Origin of the sequence: Aestuariibacter sp. GS-14, from assembly GCF_006494365.1 — a bacterium.
GTDB classification, from domain to species: domain Bacteria; phylum Pseudomonadota; class Gammaproteobacteria; order Enterobacterales; family Alteromonadaceae; genus Alteromonas; species Alteromonas mangrovi.
This window is the reverse complement of the sequence record NZ_VHIP01000001.1, coordinates 416582-435400: the sequence shown is the minus strand read 5'-3', so window position 1 is coordinate 435400 and position 18819 is coordinate 416582. Positions and strand designations below refer to the sequence as shown.

Sequence of the window (18819 nt, the reverse complement as noted above, 5' to 3'; positions counted from 1 at the left end):
GTCAAAGGAGAGAGTGTTTGGCCAGTTCACTTAATATTATTGAAATCCGTGAAATCATGGATTTATTACCGCATCGGTACCCGTTTTTGCTAATTGACCGCGTAACAGATTACGAGCTGGGCGTTAGCATTAAAGCATATAAAAATATCACCCTGAACGAGCCGTGTTTTACCGGTCATTTTCCGGATTATCCCATTTTTCCAGGCGTGTTAATTTTAGAAGCCATGGCACAAGCGGCCGGCATTCTGGGTTTTAAAACCGTAGGTAAAAACGATAAGCTATACTTGTATGCGGGTATTGATAACGCGCGCTTTAAGCGGCCGGTAACACCCGGTGACAGACTGGATTTTGAAGTATGCCTGGTAAAAGAGCGCCGAGGTATCTGGAAATTTAGCGGTGTGGCCAGTGTGAATGGCGAAGAAGCCTGTAGCGCAGAATTTATGTGTGCAATGAGAGAGAAACAATAACGTGATTCATTCAACTGCAGTGATCTCACCCAATGCGAAAATTGGTAAGAACGTATCAATTGGTCCATTTTCGATTGTGGGAGACGATGTCGTGCTTGGCGATGATTGCCGGGTCGAATCGCATGTAGTGATAAAAGGCCCCAGCCGCATAGGTCGGGGAAACCACTTCTACCAGTTTTGCTCTATAGGTGAAGACTGTCAGGATAAAAAATACGCTGGTGAACGCACAGAACTGATTGTTGGCGACAATAACATTTTTCGCGAAGGTGTGACTGTTCATCGCGGAACCATTCAGGACGAAGGTGTAACCCGCATTGGCTCGAACAATTTGCTGATGGTTAACGCCCACGTTGCGCATGACTGTAAAATTGGTGATAACGCCATCCTGGCAAATAATGTCGCGGTGGCCGGACACGTTGAAATTGGCGATTATGCCATTTTAGGCGGTACCACAGCGGTACACCAATTCTGTAAGATTGGGGCTCATTCCTTTATGGGCGGTGGCGCAATTGTATTGCGTGATGTGCCTCCATTTGTAATGGTAAGTGGCACCAAGCACATTCCTCAGGGCATAAACTCTGAAGGTCTCAAACGTCGCGGCTTTAGCTCTGAAACAATCATGTCGATTAAACGGGCTTATAAAGTGATTTACCGCGACAACAATACGCTGGAAGAGGCGATTAAAAAGTTAACTGAAATGACCGGCGAATGCCCGGAAATCGGTATGTTAATTACCTTTTTAGCTGGCGCTGAGCGCGGTATAGTTCGCTAGTTCATGTCTCCTGAACCGTTACGGATAGCGGTCGTCGCTGGCGAGGCATCAGGAGATGTTCTCGCCGCGGGGATGATCCGCGCGCTGAAACTACGTTACCCTGATGCCATTTTTGAAGGCATAGCCGGGCCACATATGCAGGCTGCGGGCTGCACCAGCCTGTTTGACATTGAAATACTGTCTGTGATGGGACTGGTGGAAGTACTGTCCAGCATTCGCCGCATTCTTCATGTTAAAAATGCACTGGTTGAGCACTTCGTTAAACATCCGCCAGATGTCTATATTGGCGTGGATGCACCTGATTTTAATCTGCGTGTTGAAAAGGCGCTAAAAGCCAAGGGGATCAAAACCGTCCACTATGTCAGTCCTACGGTGTGGGCATGGCGTGAGAAGCGCATATTTAAGATTGCCAAAGCCACCAACCGAGTGCTTGGCATTTTTCCCTTTGAACATCAGGTTTACGATAAGTACCAGATTCCCTATACCTTTGTTGGCCACACCATGGCGGATATCATTCCTATCGCGCCTGATCAGGCTCAGGCCCGAAAAACATTAAAACTGGCTGTTCAAGAACCGTGCCTGGCATTACTACCGGGTAGTCGACGTGGCGAAGTGGCCAAACTGTTACCTGTATTCACGCAAACGGTAGAGAAATTGTGGCAGAAAATGCCCGATTGCCAAATTGTGATCCCTGCTGCGAATCAGGCGCGAACGCAGCAAATTCACGAATATTTGCAGGACAATTTGCCGGCCTGGTTAAACGATAAACGCGTCGTTTTACTGGAAGGAAAGTCCCGAGAGGCGATGATTGCCAGTGATGTTATATTACTGGCGTCAGGAACCGCCACACTTGAAGCCATGCTGTGTAAGCGACCCATGGTAGCTGCCTATTTATTGTCGTGGCTCACACATAAAATGATGAAACGCATGTACAAGCCAAAGTATTTTGCATTACCAAATATTCTGGCTGATGAACAGTTAATACCGGAGTTATTGCAGGAAGACGTGAATTCTGAGCGATTAAGCCAGGAGTTGATTTCATTGTTTTCTACCGATACCACAGAGCTTGTGGCGTCGTTTACCCGTTTACACAAATCATTAAAGCAGAATGCCGATGAGCGGGCTGCCGATGCGGTTATTGAGGTAATCAATGAGTAATGAATACGTCTATATAGCTGGTGTAGATGAGGTAGGACGCGGGCCGCTGGTTGGCGATGTGGTGACTGCTGCGGTTATTCTTGATCCCAAGCACCCTATTGAAGGTCTGGCTGATTCAAAAAAGCTCAGTGAGAAAAAGCGCAATATGCTGGCCGAGCAGATTAAGCAGCATGCCCTGGCTTGGTCGATTGGACGTGCAACCCCGGAAGAAATCGACCGCCTGAATATTCTGCATGCTACCATGCTTGCCATGGTTAGAGCGGTAGAAGGGCTCATAATTACCCCTGAATTTGTGCGGGTCGACGGCAACCGGTTGCCAAAATGGCAATACGCTGGCGAAGCGGTGGTGAAAGGCGATAGCAAGCATGCAGAAATTTCAGCCGCATCGATAATAGCCAAAGTTGCCCGCGATGATGATATGATTGCACTGGACAAACTACACCCGGAATACGGTTTTGCTGCGCACAAAGGGTATCCAACCAAAGCGCATTTTGAAGCCATTGCCCAATACGGTGTATTATCTTGTTATCGCAAGAGTTTTAAACCCGTGCAAGCCGTGCTGGCCGGGTCAGATTCAGCCGCCAAGTAGTAAAGGTACACCACAACTATGTCAGTGAATTTTGTTCATTTACGCGTCCATTCTGATTTCTCGATGATGGACGGCCTGAATAAGGTGAAACCTATCCTGGATAAAGTTCAGGCGCTGGGTATGCCTGCCGTAGCGATTACCGATCAAATGAACATGTGTGGCCTGGTTAAGTTTTATTCTGAGTCACATTCCCGCGGTATTAAGCCCATTATTGGTTGTGATTTTTGGGTACAAAGCGAAGATTTTAACGAAGAGCCTTTCCGCTTGACCCTGTTGGCAATGAATAACGAAGGGTATAAAAACGTTACCCTGTTGATCTCTAAAGCCTATTTACGCGGACAGGTTGCGCAGCGCGCGGTTATCGACAAAGACTGGTTGGCAGAACACGCCGAGGGTGTGATTATACTGTCGGGAGCGATGCGCGGCGATATTGGCTTGTGTCTGGCGAAAAACAATCCACGCATGCTGGAAGATAATCTGGCGTTCTATCAAACGCATTTTGCTGATCGCTTTTATCTTGAACTTATGCGAACGGGTCGCCGTGGTGAGGAAGATTATAATCACCGTGCGGTAGCATTGGCTGAATCTGCTGATTTGCCTGTGGTTGCCACTAACGAAGTGTGTTTTATTGATGAAGCTGGATTCGATGCCCACGAAATACGCGTAAGTATTCACGATGGTTTTACCCTTGACGATAAACGTCGTCCCAAGCTTTACAGCGAGCAGCAATATCTGCGCAGTGCCGATGAAATGGCAGAACTGTTCGAAGACATTCCTGAAGCCTTAGCCAATACCGTGGAAATCGCCAAGCGTTGCAACGTAACAGTGCGCTTAGGCGAGTACTTCCTGCCGCAGTTTCCTACCGGCGGCATGACCACTGAAGATTTTCTGGTAAAGGTATCAAAAGAAGGGCTGGAAGAGCGCCTTGAGTTTTTGTTCCCCGATGAAGAAGAGCGGTTAAAGCGTCGTCCTGAATACGATGAGCGTTTGGATATAGAGCTTGGGGTGATTAACCAGATGGGGTTCCCGGGTTACTTCCTTATCGTAATGGAATTTATTCAGTGGAGTAAGGACAACAATATTCCTGTAGGGCCAGGACGGGGCTCCGGTGCGGGTTCTTTAGTGGCATATGCGCTGAAAATTACCGATCTTGATCCACTTGAATTCGACCTGCTTTTCGAACGGTTCCTGAACCCTGAGCGGGTATCCATGCCCGACTTCGACGTTGACTTCTGTATGGATCGTCGCGATGAAGTAATCGACCACGTTGCTGAGTTATATGGACGTGACGCGGTGTCTCAAATTATCACCTTCGGAACCATGGCTGCGAAAGCGGTTGTGCGTGACGTGGGCCGTGTGCTTGGTCATCCCTATGGCTTTGTTGATCGCATATCTAAACTGATCCCGCCTGATCCGGGTATGACCCTGAAGAAAGCCTTTGAGGCCGAGCCACGTTTACCTGAGTTATATGATCAGGACGAGGATGTACGCGAGCTCATCGACATGGCGCGCATTCTGGAAGGCGTTACCCGTAACGCGGGAAAGCATGCCGGGGGCGTGGTAATTGCACCCACCAAAATCACCGACTTTGCACCTTTGTATTGCGATGATGAAGGTAAAAACCCGGTAACGCAGTTTGATAAAAACGACGTCGAAACTGCCGGGTTAGTTAAGTTTGACTTCTTGGGTCTGCGAACACTCACGATTATTCAGTGGGCGCTCGATATGATTAAGGAAGGGCAGGGTAAACACGTCGATATCGCCGCCATTCCACTAGACGATAAAAAGAGTTTCCGTTCACTGCAAGCCGCAGAAACAACAGCGGTATTCCAGTTAGAATCGCGAGGGATGAAGGAGCTGATTAAGCGACTCAAACCTGACTGTTTTGAAGATATTATCGCATTGGTGGCATTGTTCCGCCCAGGGCCGTTGCAATCGGGCATGGTTGATAACTTTATAGACCGTAAGCACGGCCGTGAAGAGATTTCCTACCCGGATGCAGAATATCAACACGAGTGTTTACAAGAAATCCTGGAGCCAACCTACGGCATTATCCTGTATCAGGAACAGGTAATGCAGATTGCTCAGGAAATGTCCGGATACAGTCTGGGTGGCGCTGACTTGTTGCGTCGTGCAATGGGTAAGAAGAAACCCGAAGAAATGGCCAAGCAGCGTTCAACCTTTCAGGATGGTGCAAAGAACAATAACATTGACCCTGACCTGGCAATGAAAATATTTGACCTGGTAGAAAAATTCGCTGGGTACGGATTCAACAAATCGCACTCTGCTGCATACGCCCTGGTGTCGTATCAGACTCTGTGGCTTAAAGTACATTACCCGGCTGAATTTATGGCCGCGGTAATGTCGGCAGATATGGATAACACCGACAAAATTGTTACGCTGGTGGATGAAGTAGGTCGAATGGGTCTTGAAATTCTGCCGCCTGACCTGAACAAAGGCCGCTATAAATTTACCGTAGATGCTGAAGGCCGTATTGTGTACGGTATTGGCGCTATTAAAGGCGTGGGTGAAGGCCCAATAGAAGCGATTATAGAAGCCCGTGAAACCCATGGCGCGTTTTCAGATTTATTTGATTTCTGCGCCAAAGTGGACTTAAAGCGAGTAAATAAGCGGGTACTGGAAAAGCTGGTACTCTCTGGTGCAATGGACAATCTCGGCCCACATCGCGCGGCCCTTATGGCAACGTTGCCTGAGGCCATTGCCGCCGCAGATCAACACGCAAAAGCGGAGTCGTTTGGCCAGTCTGATATGTTTGGGCTGTTAACCACCGAGCCAGAACAAGTAGAACAGGCATTTGCTGATGTGCCGAAATGGCCGGAAAAAGTGTGGTTAGACGGGGAAAAAGAAACATTGGGCTTGTATTTAACCGGACACCCCATAAATCAATATGCAGAAGAGATTCGAAATTACATTGATGGGCGACTGGTCGATCTTAAACCTACCCCTAAAGATCAAATGAGCACCGCCGTTGGATTGGTGTTAGGTGTACGGGTAATGACCAATAAAAAAGGTCGTCGCTGGGCCATTGTAACGCTCGATGACAAAAGTGCGCGTATGGATGTTCGATTCTTCCCGGATATGTATGAACAATTCGAATCCATACTGGAACCAGACCGCATTCTGCTGATCAAAGGACAGGTCAGCTTTGATGATTTCTCGGGTGGCAATACAATCTCCGCCCGAGATGCAATGGACATTGTGCAGGCTCGCGAGAAAAACGCGCGGGCACTGGCATTGCAAGTTGATACGCAATGGTGTAAACCTGATAAGTTAGCGTCACTGCAATCAATTTTGCAAACTTATTCCGGCGGAAGTTGTCCGGTACAATTAGATATTTTACATCCAGATGTTGCAGTTTCCCTTAAGTGCGGTGCACACTGGTACATCACACCCGAAGATCAGTTGTTGCACGAGTTGAAACAGTGTTTGGGTGAACAGGCAGTGAAACTGACTTTTCATTAACACAGTGAATTTGCCCGGAAGTAAAGATAGGACAAGTAATGAGTATACAGTTTTTGGATTTTGAACAGCCAATCGCCGAACTAGAAGCAAAAATAGAAGAGCTAAGGCTGGTAAATCAAAGTGGTGAGTTTGATGTGGGGATCGAAGAAGAGATCACCCGCTTGCGCAATAAAAGCGCCGATCTGACCGGTAAGATATTTGCAAATTTAGGTGCCTGGCAGATTTCGCAGTTGGCTCGTCACCCCATGCGCCCTTACACGCAAGACTATATTAAGCACGCGTTTGAAGAGTTCGACGAATTGGCGGGCGACCGTGCATTTGCCGACGACAAAGCCATTGTTGGCGGATTGGCTAAGCTGGACGATCAGGCTGTGATGATCATTGGCCATCAAAAAGGCCGTGATGTACCAGAAAAAATCAAACGTAACTTTGGTATGCCTAAACCAGAGGGCTATCGTAAAGCACTGCGTTTAATGAAAATGGCTGAACGTTTTAATCTGCCTATTATTACGCTGATTGACACGCCCGGAGCCTATCCTGGTGTTGGCGCAGAAGAGCGCGGCCAGAGTGAAGCCATTGCCCGTAACCTCAAAGAAATGGCTGAACTGAAAGTGCCAATTATTTGTACGGTTATTGGAGAAGGCGGCTCGGGTGGCGCGTTGGCCATCGGTGTGGGCGACCGGGTTAACATGTTGCAATACAGCACCTACTCGGTCATTTCGCCAGAAGGTTGTGCGTCAATTCTTTGGAAGAGCGCCGATAAAGCACCGTTGGCAGCTGAAGCCATGGGTGTAAGTGCACAGCAAATTAAAGAACTCGGTTTGATCAATGCCATCGTAAATGAGCCGCTAGGTGGTGCACATCGCGATCACGCCAGTATGGCAGCCAATCTGAAAGCTACACTTAAACAACAGCTTAGCCAGTTGCAGTCATTGCCGCTGGATAAACTGATGAGCGAACGATATGATCGCATCATGTCCTTTGGCTATTGCTAAGTTATTATTGAGAATCAGTTAAAGGAGCCAATAGGCTCCTTTTTTATTGCATGACATCTTTACTATCAAGTCTTAAACAGTCGTTAACCGAGCGGTTACGTGAACATACTCCCGACGCTTTGCTTATAGGGCTGAGTGGGGGTGTGGATTCCGTAGTATTGCTGCATGCGTTGGTGACTTTGCGCAATCAACATCTGTTGCAATTGCCCCCTTTGGTTGCGATGCATGTGAATCACGGTATCAGCGCTAATGCGGCTGAGTGGCAAACATTCTGCGAAACGTTGTGTACGTTGTGGGACGTAAGTTTTCAAAGTGCCTGTGTAAGGGTGGAAAAAGCGCCGCGAACCAGCCTGGAGGCAACAGCTCGCGAAAAGCGTTACCAAGCGTTATTTGCAATGGCAAAAGCATACCAGGCTGCCGTGCTCACAGCACATCACTGTGATGATCAGGCTGAAACCGTGTTGTTGCAATTAAAACGCGGCGCCGGTCCCAAGGGGCTTTCCGGCATGGCCGTCTGCAGTAAACAACAGGACGTACACATCTGGCGGCCGCTTCTGGCGGTGGCCAGAGTTGAGATAGAGCAATATGCAAGAGATAACGGATTATCCTGGGTAACCGACGAGTCTAATGCCGATATTCGCTATGATCGCAATTTTTTACGCAATACCATTTTACCGGCGATACAGCAACGTTGGCCTGGGTTTAGTCAAACGTTGAGTCGCAGTGCTACACTTTGCGCATCGCAACAGCAACTGTTGGAAGAAGTGTGCGATGAACGCTTGGCATCTTTAGTATCAACTGATGGCAGCCTGCAACTCAATGGATTAGCGTTGTATTCCAAGGGTTGGCAACAGGCTTTGATCCGCCGATGGATTGAAAAGCACGATGCACCGCTGCCCAGTGCAGCGCAGGTTGAGCAAATTATTAATATCCAGTATGCCAGCGCCGACCGTCAACCCGAGGTGATTTTGGGTAACTACAGTGTGCGCCGGTTTCGGGAAAACTTACACTTAGTCAAATCCAGCAGTGCAACAGTTTCGGATGCACCTATAACACCTTCTTTGCTAAAACAAAACGAGGCGTTATCGATAGGCGGAATGCGGTTGTTGTTATCGGCCAGCGCTATGGAGCACTGCCAGTTACTGCATGTGAATCATCCTAATCACATTACTGTTGAATCAGCGGCATTGACCACCTCGGTAAAGCCGGTTGGTGAACGACATCACAAACCACTTAAACAATGGTGTAAGTTGTGGAATATGCCGCCCTGGCAGCGTACAGAGCTATTATTGATTCGCGATGACAGTGTGCCGCTGGCCTTACTTATCCCCGCTGGCAGGCAAGTCATAATATTGAGTGAAGGGGAAGCGCAAACGCTTAGTTTGCGTATCGACTAACTATCAGAGTGCAATCCCTTAGGGCAATCCCTGAGGGCAATCCCTTAGGGCAATCCCTTAGGGCAATTCATTGCCGTTTTGGCCTGCGTTGTTATGCCGCCTGATAAGTATCTTTGCCGCCGTCTTTGGCTTCATAAAGCGCTCTATCGGCACGCTCGAATAGCATTTCCAGACTATCTCCTGCTTTAAATAACGAGCCCCCGATACTGGATGTCACGCCATGGCTGGTGAGTAATGGATGGGAGTGCATGGCGCGTTGAATGCGCTGTGCAACCGTATTTAATTCCTGACTGCAGGATACATCCAGCAGGCAACAAAATTCGTCACCACCAAATCTGAATGCTTCTTCGTGTCCGCGAATACTGTCGATAAGATTATGCGCGGTTTCCTGTAATACCCGGTCTCCCTGCTGATGACCATAGCAGTCATTAACTTGCTTAAAGTTATCTAAATCAACCACTAGCAGGCCAAATATTTGGTTTGTCCGAATGTGTCGATTAATCAGACGCTGGGCCGCTTCGTTAAAACCATTACGGTTGCCTAAATTGGTTAATGGATCTTTGGTTGCCATTAACTTCAGACGACGAAACTCAAGCGCATGTCCAAGTGGACGGATAAAAATATGATGCAAATTCGCCAGGATACGACGCTGCGCTGGCGCAATCATCTCACTAAACTGATAGCGTATATAGGCAGTTGACTTACTCTCACCAAATTTTATGGTGGAAACCGGCAATGAGATTGTTTCAAGATTTTCCCGTGGGCGCAGGCCAAAGCGCATTGCATCACCGAATTCGCTTAAATCCAGACTTTCGACCGGTAGAAATGCTGCCAACTGTGTAAAATAGAGTGAACCCAGTGTAGATAATTCAATGGTTGATGTGAGCTGACTCAATACACTGTTAATTTGATCCGAGGATAATATTTCCCGCTCCGTAATGGGCGAAAATGCACTATCTGCACTAGTTTCAAACTGTATCATTGATATATCCACACAATGCCCCTTAACGCGTTGATGTATGGACTAATCAAAACGGGATGACAAAATTTTGTCGTGAAATCTGCCAAACTGTGCTTTGATTAATCTTATGGATAGTTCTGCAAAACACATGCCTAGTTTATTTTTGACGGGTTACCCGATTCGAAGGAGTAAAGAGTGGTAGATAACAGTTTTGTACAAATCGTCTTACTCATGCTGATTGCAGTGGTAAGTGTTGCCTTGTTCAAACGCATCCATCTGCCGCCGATTCTTGCCTATCTGTTTGCCGGCGTGATTGCCGGACCCAGCGGTATTTCGCTGTTTGCACATCCTGAAGAAATGCATCTTCTCGCCGAAGTGGGCATTGTATTTTTGTTGTTTTCACTGGGTCTGGAGTTTTCTTTGCCCAAACTCCTGGCTATGCGATCTTTGGTGTTTGGTGCCGGCCTGTTGCAAATGCTCACTACCACGGTATTGGGTTCATTGGTGGTCTTTCTGGTTACGGAAGTGTCTGTATCTGCAGCCATTGTTATGGGCGGGATGTTGGCTCTCAGTTCAACCGCAATCGTGATTAAACAGGTTACCGAAATGGGCATTTTAAATAATGTCCGAACGCAATTCGCTATTAGTATCCTGCTGTTTCAGGATATGGCGGTCGTGCCATTTCTTATCGTGATCCCCTTGTTATCGGGGGCGGATTCATCGAGTTTGGCCTGGGCGTTAAGTCTGGCGCTGGTTAAAGGCGTGGTAGTGGTTACCTTGCTAATGTCAGTAGGGAAGTGGTTACTGCCCTGGGTATTCCGGGAGGTGGCGCGTACCCGTACCGATGAATTGTTTGTGCTAACCACTATTTTGGTTGCGCTGCTTGCGGGTGGATTAACCTACGCGTTTGGCCTTTCTATGGCGTTAGGAGCCTTTTTGGCTGGCATGATGCTGGGTGAAAGCCAGTACAAATACCAGCTTGAAGCCGATATCCGGCCATTCCGCGACATATTAATGGGCCTGTTTTTCGCAACTGTTGGCATGCAACTGAAAATCAGTGTGCTGTTCGAATACTGGTATTGGATTATTCTTGGCGTGACGCTGCTGATGATAACCAAAGTGGCGTTGGTGCGCATCTCCGCAAGTTTATTTGCTATTTCTAAAGTGGATGCCTGGTCTGCGGGCGTTAAGCTGTGTCAGGTGGGGGAGTTTAGCTTTGTAATCGCCGCTCTGGCTAACTCTCACGGTGTCATTACCGCTACTCAGTCCTCCGTAATTGTGTGTATTGGCGTGATCAGTATGGCGTTAACCCCCTATCTGATTGAAAAGAGTCTTGGGATTGCACAATGGCTCTCACCGGATAAACGGGTATTACAGGCACAGGAACAGGGAGTATTTGAGCCTGAAGACATCAGTCATCACGTATTGATTTGCGGATTTGGCCGTGTCGGGCAGTCGGTAGCCAGAATGCTCGATATGGAAGATGTTGATTACATTGTAGTGGATGTTGACCCTATACGGGTTCACGAAAGTCGCAGTGCGGGTGAGCCGGTGATTTTTGGTGATGCTACGCAAAAAGACATTTTACTGAATGCAGGTGTACTTACCGCAAAACTCGTACTAATCACTTTTTCAGAGGCGGAAAAGGCTAAGTTAGTTATTGATGCTGCAAGACAATGCCGCGACGATATTGATGTTATGGTGAGGACGTATCGCGATGCTGAGCTGGACGAACTGTATAAGGCCGGCGCCAGTCAGGTGGTACCGGAATTACAGGAAGGCAGCTTAATGCTGATTTCTCAGGTTATGCACTACGCCGGTATACCCATGTCTCGCATACTCAAGCGAGTGAGGGAAGAGCGTAAAGGACGATACGATCATTTACACGGATTCTATCCTGGCGAAACGACTGAAATTAGTTATGGTACAGCAGACAAACTGGAGTTTATGCATGCGGTGGTATTGGGCGCGAACGCTTTTGCAATAGGCAAAACGCTGGTCGAATTAGACAAACTGAATAACAAAGTAAAAATTAAGTCGGTACGCAGAGACGCGGTCGACTGGGATCCATCTGAGTGGGAAGGGGTTCTCGAATCGGGTGATGTTATTGTAGTGGCAGGTAAACCACGGCGCGTTGAACGCGCCGAGCGGTATCTGCTTGAAGGGGATTAGGCTACTTTATCCTGCTCCAGATCTTTAAATTGCTTTTTAAGATCGTAACTTGAGTCGGTAACGATTTTCTCCAACGTTGCAATGCGGTCTTTTAATGCCACAATGTCGTCCTCAAGTGCGCTAACCTTGCCGTTTTCTGCATGTCCTGCATGACGGTATCTTTGTTTGATCAAGGTGATAAATACACCGGCTACGATTGCCACTATGGCGACAGCTGCAGTAAAAAAGCTCATTTTCTTTCCCTTTTTATTAAACCAGTAAAGCGTTTCGCGATAGGTATACCAACGTCGATGTTTTATAATAGGGCATCTTTTTATCTTTGTATAAAAAATGTTCACTTCATGCTTGTCAGGCATGAATAAAACCGGCCCCAGTTGGTTAAACCTGTCGCGCAATTAATGTGTCGATTAATGCGATGACAAAGCTAGTAGAGCAATTTATTCGCCAAAATTACAAAAATCAATAAAATCAGTATAATATCGCGATATTTGGTAATCATCATTATCAACGTTTTAGCGGTATTGACGAACTAATAGGTATATTTTGCTAATGAGTGAGCAAATTAACCAAGATGAAATCTGGATGCGTTATGCCCTCGGGCTGGCCCATAAAGCCGAACTGGCCGGTGAAGTTCCGGTAGGTGCAGTGGTTGTTGCTAACGATACCGTAATAGGTGAAGGTTGGAACACGCCAATCAGTGATCACGACCCTACTGCCCATGCGGAACTGAAGGCCATTCGTATGGCAGCGACACGGCGCGAAAATTATCGGGTAATTGACGCTACCCTTTACGTCACGCTTGAGCCTTGCTCTATGTGTGCGGGTGCATTGGTACACAGCAGGATATCCCGCTTAGTATTTGGTGCCTATGACGATAAAACCGGTGCGGCAGGCAGTGTGATGCAATTGTGCAGACACGATGCACTCAACCATCAGCTTGAGGTTACGGGTGGCGTATTAGCCCAGGAGTGTGCAACAACAATCTCAGATTTTTTTAAGCGACGAAGAGCGGAAAAGAAGGCAGCGAAAAAACAGGATTAGTTGATTTTCGCTGGGAACAGCAATTCGAAAGTGGCAAATTGGCGGCGACGCTGATATATCTTTTGGCTGGTTTTGCGCGTTTGAAAACGTCGACGATGGTTAAGTTTCATAATATTTCCTTTAATAAATGCTGTTGCTTTTGTAACTTGATCACTATGACCGACTTGTTAATGCTACGAAAGTTATATGAAGGTGATGTGACAAAAAAACAAGTCAACTGACATTCAGTAAGTCACAATGTCATTCATATTGACTGTTTGGTCAAGAAAAATTGTAAAAGTTCCCAGTTAGTAAGGATTCAGACACGATTAATTTTGATTTTCCAGTAATTGTAGGGTATCCGAGAAGTGGTTTACCCATTCGACATAATGCACTGCCAAGGGCCCATTGGCATAACCGTGTCGTGTTGTTTGGTAAACGTTGGGAGCGTGCAGCAGCGCAACCTGCTGCTTAACGTTAGCCCATAAAAACGGATCGGCGCCTTGTTGCTGAGTCAGCCAGATCGCATCAGTGAGGTGGTCAAGTCCCAGTACATACGCTGCCACCATGATCATTTGCTTGTCTGGCAATTGCAATTTAGCGGGCAGTTTCCGGCTTAATTCTGCCAGATAGGTGTCCAACGCCTGCACAAGTTGAGCCTGAGTATAGGGCCGGGTTAATGCCAGTGGAGTGGCCATTGCGGGTGGTAAAGTGAACGGTTCCAATACACCGGCACCCTCATTTCTATCTTTAGTGGTAAGCATGTGATCGGCATAACTTATTGCCGCCAACAAATGCCATGGAAAGGTTTGCCCAGGATAGCTGAATGCGGTTTTTAAAGCGCTTATATGTGTTTGAGTGTCGGCAATAAACTGACGCGTAGGTAAGGGGCCAGACAGGTCGTTAAATGGAGCCGGTTTAGTCAGAGCAATCGCCAGTGAACCGTTTACACGGCTTCGGTGCGTAAAATCAAATAGCGCAGCGCGCAGTAATGTTGCTTCACGCTTGATCAGCCACTGGTGCGGCAATGTGTCGGAGGTGGGTAGTGTTATCATGTTGAGATGTGGCTGTGGCGTTAGTGGTTGCAACCATTTCTCCGGTAATACCACGCAGGCTTCTTGCTGCTGCACCAGCTTGGGTAACATCGTTTCAACCGGGGTATCTCTTAGTATGTCGCTGGCCATCACACAAGGCTTTGACTGTTCAGATAGCATTAACCGGACTTGGGGCCTGTGCTGAAAAACCGGTCCGGTAGCAAATTTGTCGTTTAGTGTTTCGGGGGTGAAAAGCGGCGCGGCAATGTCTATTTCATCGTTTTGCAGTGCCTGTTCGAGCTCGTCATGGTTATAAAAGTGGCGAATGAAAAGCGTGACCTCAAGATAATCAGCAAAACCTTTCGCAAGCGCAATATTTTCACCCTGGTAGCCGGTACGCCCAATATTGCCACCAACCGGACTGTTTATCACGCCAACGCTTAGCTGATTAGACGTTAGAATGTCGGGGATAGTGCGGGCGTTTGCGTTATGACAGAACACAACAGGCAAAATAGTAAATAGGATAAGGCTTAATCGAAGCCAGGTCTGGCGGCAAAATATCGAGTGCAATGTCATTGTTATCAGGCTTTCAGGCTGTTGTGTTATTAAGATTCGGCAATGCACTGCCAATCAGACAAAAAATATGCCATTGATTACGGCTTAGCGGTTATCAAGGCGAAGCTTTTCCACTATAATCCGCGCCACACGACTTCACAACCAGAACCCTGCTTTTTGCATACCGTTTAATCAGCGGGTGTTCTCACAATTTGGGTAGCTTAATATGTTGGTCCTACGTGGCGCACCTGCATTATCTGACTTTCGTACAGCAAAACTGATTCAACGATTAGCCAACGCTGGCGTTAAGGTAACTCACCTTTACAGCGAATTTGTGCATCTGGTATCTGCCAGTCAGGCTCTTAGTGATGCCGAGCAGGGAGTGCTGAATAAACTGTTAACCTATGGACCAACAGCCTCGCAGGAAAGTGCTAAAGGCGAGTTATTTTTCGTAACACCCCGTCCTGGTACCATTTCTCCCTGGTCTAGCAAAGCTACTGACATTGCCCGCAACTGTGGTTTGTCTGCCATAGAACGAATTGAGCGTGGATGCGCTTATTTCGTGGAAGTAGAAGGCGATGTGTCCTCCGGTACCCGCGCGATTATTGCGGCTGAACTTCACGATCGCATGACCGAAAGCGTATTTGGTTCACTGGAAGCGGCGAGTGTACTGTTTGATAAAGCCGAGCCCAAGGTATTTAATTCAGTCGATATCCTGGCCAGTGGCCGCGAAGCATTGGCAACGGCAAACCAAACATTAGGGCTGGCGCTGGCTGAAGACGAAATTGACTACCTCTACGAAAACTTTGTGAAATTGGGCCGTAACCCTAATGACATCGAGCTTTACATGTTTGCTCAGGCGAACTCAGAGCACTGTCGACACAAAATTTTCAACGCCGACTGGACCATCGACGGTGAAGTACAGCCTAAGTCGCTGTTTAAAATGATTAAAAATACCTTTGAGGTGTGCCCCGAATACGTATTCTCGGCGTATAAAGACAATGCTGCGGTAATGCAGGGTTGGCAGGCTGGCCGATTCTTCCCCGAGCCACAATCACACGAATACATGTACCACCATGAAGACATCGCTATTCTGATGAAGGTGGAAACCCACAACCATCCTACCGCTATTTCGCCATTCCCTGGTGCTGCTACAGGCTCAGGTGGTGAAATTCGCGATGAAGGTGCAACAGGACGCGGTTCTAAACCAAAAGCCGGATTGGTTGGTTTTACGGTATCAAACCTGAAGTTGCCTGATGCCGTTCGTCCATGGGAAAAAGAATATGGCAAACCGTCGCGTATCGTCAGTGCACTGGATATCATGATTGACGGTCCTTTGGGCGGCGCCGCGTTTAACAACGAATTTGGTCGTCCGAACCTGCTGGGGTATTTCCGTACGTATGAACAGGAAGTGACGAGCTTTAACGGCACTGAAGTACGCGGCTACCACAAGCCTATTATGCTGGCGGGTGGTTTAGGTAATATCCGTATGGATCACGTTGAAAAAGGCGAGATCACGGTAGGCGCCAAACTGATTGTACTGGGTGGCCCGGCGATGAATATCGGCCTTGGTGGTGGTGCTGCCTCCTCGATGGCGTCAGGACAATCCAGCGAAGATTTGGATTTTGCCTCAGTGCAGCGCGACAACCCAGAGATGGAACGCCGCTGTCAGGAAGTCATTGACGCGTGCTGGCAGTTAGGCGACAACAACCCCATTCAGTTTATTCACGACGTGGGCGCGGGTGGTTTGTCTAATGCAATGCCTGAGCTTGTGAACGATGGCGGTCGTGGCGGTCGTTTCGAACTGCGCAAAGTGCTGTCTGATGAACCGGGCATGTCGCCACTGGAAATCTGGTGTAATGAATCTCAGGAACGTTACGTACTGTCTGTTGCACCTGAAAACCTTGCCGTATTTGAAGCAATTTGTAAGCGTGAACGTGCGCCATTTGCTGTTATTGGTGAAGCCACTCAGGAACAACATCTGTTGTTGAATGACGCACATTTCGATAACCAGCCAATTGATTTGCCGCTGGATGTACTATTGGGCAAGCCGCCTAAAATGCATCGCGACGTGGCGTCTGCTACCCAGGCATCGCCTGAACTGGATCGCAGTGAAATTACCCTGGCTGATGCTGCGCAGCGCCTGTTGCGCTTGCCGACGATTGCAGAGAAGACCTTCCTGATCACCATTGGTGATCGCAGTGTTACCGGTTTAGTGAGCCGCGATCAGATGGTTGGTCCCTGGCAGGTTCCGGTTGCTGATGTTGCGGTAACTGCCTCTGCATTTGACACATACCACGGCGAAGCAATGGCAATGGGTGAGCGTACGCCGGTTGCTTTGCTTGATTTTGCTGCCTCTGCGCGATTAGCGGTGGGTGAGTCGATTACTAACATTGCCGCTGCTCACATTGGCGACATGAAGCGGATTAAATTGTCTGCAAACTGGATGGCAGCAGCAGGGCATCCAGGCGAAGATGCCGGTTTATATGAAGCAGTAAAAGCCGTGGGTGAAGAATTGTGTCCGGCTCTGGGGTTAACCATTCCGGTAGGCAAGGACTCTATGTCGATGAAGACCGCCTGGCAGGATGAGCAGGGTAATAACAAAGCAGTGACTTCGCCATTGTCTTTGCTCATTTCAGCGTTTGGAGCAGTAACTGATATCCGCCGCACGGTAACGCCTGAGCTGCGCACCGATAAAGGTGATACCCGATTGTTGCTAGTGGATTTAGGCTCGGGTCAAAACCGTTTGGGCGCCAGCTGCCTGGCTCAGGTTTATAATCAATTAGGCAAAACCCCGGTTGATTTGGATTCTCCGGCACTGCTTAGTAATTTCTTTAACGCTATTCAGGCACTGTTGGCAGACGGTAAATTGTTAGCCTACCACGACCGTTCAGACGGCGGTTTGTTTGTCACTGTGGCAGAAATGGCGTTCGCGGGCAAAACAGGTGTTACGGTTGCCCTTGATGATCTTGGCAGCGATGATCTGGCTGCGCTTTACAGCGAAGAGTTGGGTGCGGTTATTCAGGTAAGCGAAAGTGCGCTGGAAGACGTGTTGGCTGTATTTAAACAACACGATCTTGCATCTGTTACTCATGTCATTGGCGAGCTTAACCAGAACGACACAGTTACCTTCACACGTAATGGTAACGCGGTATTGTCTGGTTCTCGCGTAGCTTATCGCACGATGTGGGCAGAGACTACCTTTGCCATGCAGACTCTGCGTGACAACCCAAGTTGTGCAGAACAAGAACACAACGCTAAGCAGGATGCGGCTGATCCGGGTTTACATGTAAAATTAAGCTACGACCTGAACCACGATGTTGCTGCACCGTATATTGCTAAAGGCATTCGCCCACGCGTTGCGATTTTACGTGAGCAGGGCGTTAACTCACACCTTGAAATGGCGGCAGCGTTTAACCGTGCTGGTTTTACTGCTATTGATGTGCACATGAGTGACGTACTGAGTGGCGCCGTTTCACTGGACAGCTTTAAAGGGCTGGCTGCGTGTGGCGGATTCTCTTACGGTGACGTACTGGGTGCGGGTGAAGGCTGGGCTAAGTCGATTCTGTTTAACGAGCTGGCCAGTGAGCAATTTGCTGCTTTCTTCGCTCGTAAGGATACCTTCAGCCTGGGCGTGTGTAACGGTTGTCAGATGCTGTCTAACCTGAAGTCACTGATCCCTGGCACCGAACACTGGCCGCATTTTGTAACTAATCAGTCTGAGCGTTTCGAGGCTCGGGTGGCGATGGTTGAAGTGATGGAGTCTAAGTCTGTACTGTTTGACGGCATGGCGGGTTCACGTATGCCAATTGCTGTTTCACACGGTGAAGGTAGGGCAGAGTTTGCCAGTGAAGGCGCTTTGCAAGCGGCTCAGTCGCATGTGGCACTGCGCTTTGTTAACAACTACGGGGACGTGGCTACCCAGTATCCTGCGAACCCGAATGGATCGCCTATGGGGATCACCGGCTTAACCAGCACGGACGGTCGCGCAACCATCATGATGCCTCACCCGGAGCGGGTTTTCCGTGCTGTGGCCAATTCATGGCGTGCCGATGAGTGGAAAGAAGATTCACCGTGGATGCGTATTTTCCGGAATGCACGTGTGTTTGTAGAATAATTTCAAAAATATGACGGTAAGGTGTCAAATTTTTGTCCTGACACCTTGCCAGTCCCTCAATACTGCTTTAAAGTAGTGCAATCAGTACGGAATGCTGAG

At 48.2% G+C, this 18819-nt stretch carries 13 protein-coding genes; 10 read left to right on the top strand and 3 right to left on the bottom strand.

The window, feature by feature from the left end:
- The first annotated feature begins 17 nt into the window (after positions 1-17).
- The 7 genes from fabZ to tilS are packed head-to-tail and all read left to right on the top strand — an operon-like array spanning position 18 to position 8861.
- Positions 18-467 carry a 3-hydroxyacyl-ACP dehydratase FabZ gene (fabZ, locus tag FJ444_RS01875; protein ID WP_140956205.1) on the top strand — a complete coding sequence of 150 codons (450 nt, stop codon included), beginning with the start codon at positions 18-20 and terminating at the stop codon, positions 465-467.
- Between the two features lies 1 nt (position 468).
- A complete protein-coding gene (lpxA, locus tag FJ444_RS01870; protein ID WP_140956204.1) occupies positions 469-1239 on the top strand; it encodes an acyl-ACP--UDP-N-acetylglucosamine O-acyltransferase in 771 nt (256 codons plus the stop codon).
- A 3-nt stretch (positions 1240-1242) separates the two neighbouring features.
- Positions 1243-2397 carry a lipid-A-disaccharide synthase gene (gene lpxB / locus FJ444_RS01865; protein ID WP_140956203.1) on the top strand — a complete coding sequence of 385 codons (1155 nt, stop codon included), beginning with the start codon at positions 1243-1245 and terminating at the stop codon, positions 2395-2397.
- A complete protein-coding gene (gene rnhB / locus FJ444_RS01860; RefSeq protein ID WP_140956202.1) occupies positions 2390-2986 on the top strand; it encodes a ribonuclease HII in 597 nt (198 codons plus the stop codon). Before lpxB ends, rnhB begins: the two co-directional genes overlap by 8 nt.
- A gap of 18 nt (positions 2987-3004) precedes the next feature.
- Complete coding sequence (dnaE, locus tag FJ444_RS01855) at positions 3005-6469, top strand: DNA polymerase III subunit alpha (protein ID WP_140956201.1); 3465 nt, start codon at positions 3005-3007, stop codon at positions 6467-6469.
- Between the two features lie 38 nt (positions 6470-6507).
- A complete protein-coding gene (gene accA, locus FJ444_RS01850; RefSeq protein ID WP_140956200.1) occupies positions 6508-7464 on the top strand; it encodes an acetyl-CoA carboxylase carboxyl transferase subunit alpha in 957 nt (318 codons plus the stop codon).
- A gap of 50 nt (positions 7465-7514) precedes the next feature.
- Positions 7515-8861: a tRNA lysidine(34) synthetase TilS gene (gene tilS, locus FJ444_RS01845; protein ID WP_140956199.1), complete on the top strand. Its 1347-nt coding sequence runs from the start codon at positions 7515-7517 to the stop codon at positions 8859-8861.
- A 91-nt stretch (positions 8862-8952) separates the two neighbouring features.
- On the opposite strand, the gene FJ444_RS01840 is transcribed toward tilS, so the two are convergent.
- Positions 8953-9843 carry a GGDEF domain-containing protein gene (locus tag FJ444_RS01840; protein ID WP_140956198.1) on the bottom strand — a complete coding sequence of 297 codons (891 nt, stop codon included), beginning with the start codon at positions 9841-9843 and terminating at the stop codon, positions 8953-8955.
- 210 nt (positions 9844-10053) lie between these two features.
- Between FJ444_RS01840 and FJ444_RS01835 the strand changes: the two genes are divergently transcribed.
- On the top strand, positions 10054-11994 hold the full coding sequence (locus tag FJ444_RS01835; protein ID WP_140956456.1) for a cation:proton antiporter: 1941 nt from the start codon (positions 10054-10056) through the stop codon (positions 11992-11994).
- Here FJ444_RS01835 and FJ444_RS01830 read toward each other — a convergent pair.
- Positions 11991-12227: a hypothetical protein gene (locus tag FJ444_RS01830; protein ID WP_140956197.1), complete on the bottom strand. Its 237-nt coding sequence runs from the start codon at positions 12225-12227 to the stop codon at positions 11991-11993. The two genes, FJ444_RS01835 and FJ444_RS01830, sit on opposite strands and share 4 nt — an antisense overlap.
- Before the next feature lie 316 nt (positions 12228-12543).
- Between FJ444_RS01830 and tadA the strand changes: the two genes are divergently transcribed.
- Complete coding sequence (tadA, locus tag FJ444_RS01825; protein ID WP_140956196.1) at positions 12544-13035, top strand: tRNA adenosine(34) deaminase TadA; 492 nt, start codon at positions 12544-12546, stop codon at positions 13033-13035.
- A gap of 308 nt (positions 13036-13343) precedes the next feature.
- Here the strand turns inward: tadA and FJ444_RS01820 are convergent, their stop codons facing one another.
- On the bottom strand, positions 13344-14624 hold the full coding sequence (locus FJ444_RS01820; RefSeq protein WP_140956195.1) for a hypothetical protein: 1281 nt from the start codon (positions 14622-14624) through the stop codon (positions 13344-13346).
- A gap of 205 nt (positions 14625-14829) precedes the next feature.
- Between FJ444_RS01820 and purL the strand changes: the two genes are divergently transcribed.
- A complete protein-coding gene (purL, locus tag FJ444_RS01815; RefSeq protein ID WP_140956194.1) occupies positions 14830-18720 on the top strand; it encodes a phosphoribosylformylglycinamidine synthase in 3891 nt (1296 codons plus the stop codon).
- Positions 18721-18819 lie beyond the last annotated feature (99 nt).

What these genes read in the sequence shown, in the direction of transcription:
- rnhB (WP_140956202.1), top strand. Translation starts at nt 2,390, where the DNA reads ATGAGTAATGAATACGTCTATATAGCTGGTGTAGATGAGGTAGGACGC.
- FJ444_RS01840 (WP_140956198.1), bottom strand. Translation starts at nt 9,843, where the DNA reads ATGATACAGTTTGAAACTAGTGCAGATAGTGCATTTTCGCCCATTACG.
- tilS (WP_140956199.1), top strand. Translation starts at nt 7,515, where the DNA reads ATGACATCTTTACTATCAAGTCTTAAACAGTCGTTAACCGAGCGGTTA.
- accA (WP_140956200.1), top strand. Translation starts at nt 6,508, where the DNA reads ATGAGTATACAGTTTTTGGATTTTGAACAGCCAATCGCCGAACTAGAA.
- purL (WP_140956194.1), top strand. Translation starts at nt 14,830, where the DNA reads ATGTTGGTCCTACGTGGCGCACCTGCATTATCTGACTTTCGTACAGCA.
- FJ444_RS01820 (WP_140956195.1), bottom strand. Translation starts at nt 14,624, where the DNA reads ATGACATTGCACTCGATATTTTGCCGCCAGACCTGGCTTCGATTAAGC.
- FJ444_RS01830 (WP_140956197.1), bottom strand. Translation starts at nt 12,227, where the DNA reads ATGAGCTTTTTTACTGCAGCTGTCGCCATAGTGGCAATCGTAGCCGGT.
- lpxB (WP_140956203.1), top strand. Translation starts at nt 1,243, where the DNA reads ATGTCTCCTGAACCGTTACGGATAGCGGTCGTCGCTGGCGAGGCATCA.
- FJ444_RS01835 (WP_140956456.1), top strand. Translation starts at nt 10,054, where the DNA reads ATGCTGATTGCAGTGGTAAGTGTTGCCTTGTTCAAACGCATCCATCTG.
- dnaE (WP_140956201.1), top strand. Translation starts at nt 3,005, where the DNA reads ATGTCAGTGAATTTTGTTCATTTACGCGTCCATTCTGATTTCTCGATG.
- tadA (WP_140956196.1), top strand. Translation starts at nt 12,544, where the DNA reads ATGAGTGAGCAAATTAACCAAGATGAAATCTGGATGCGTTATGCCCTC.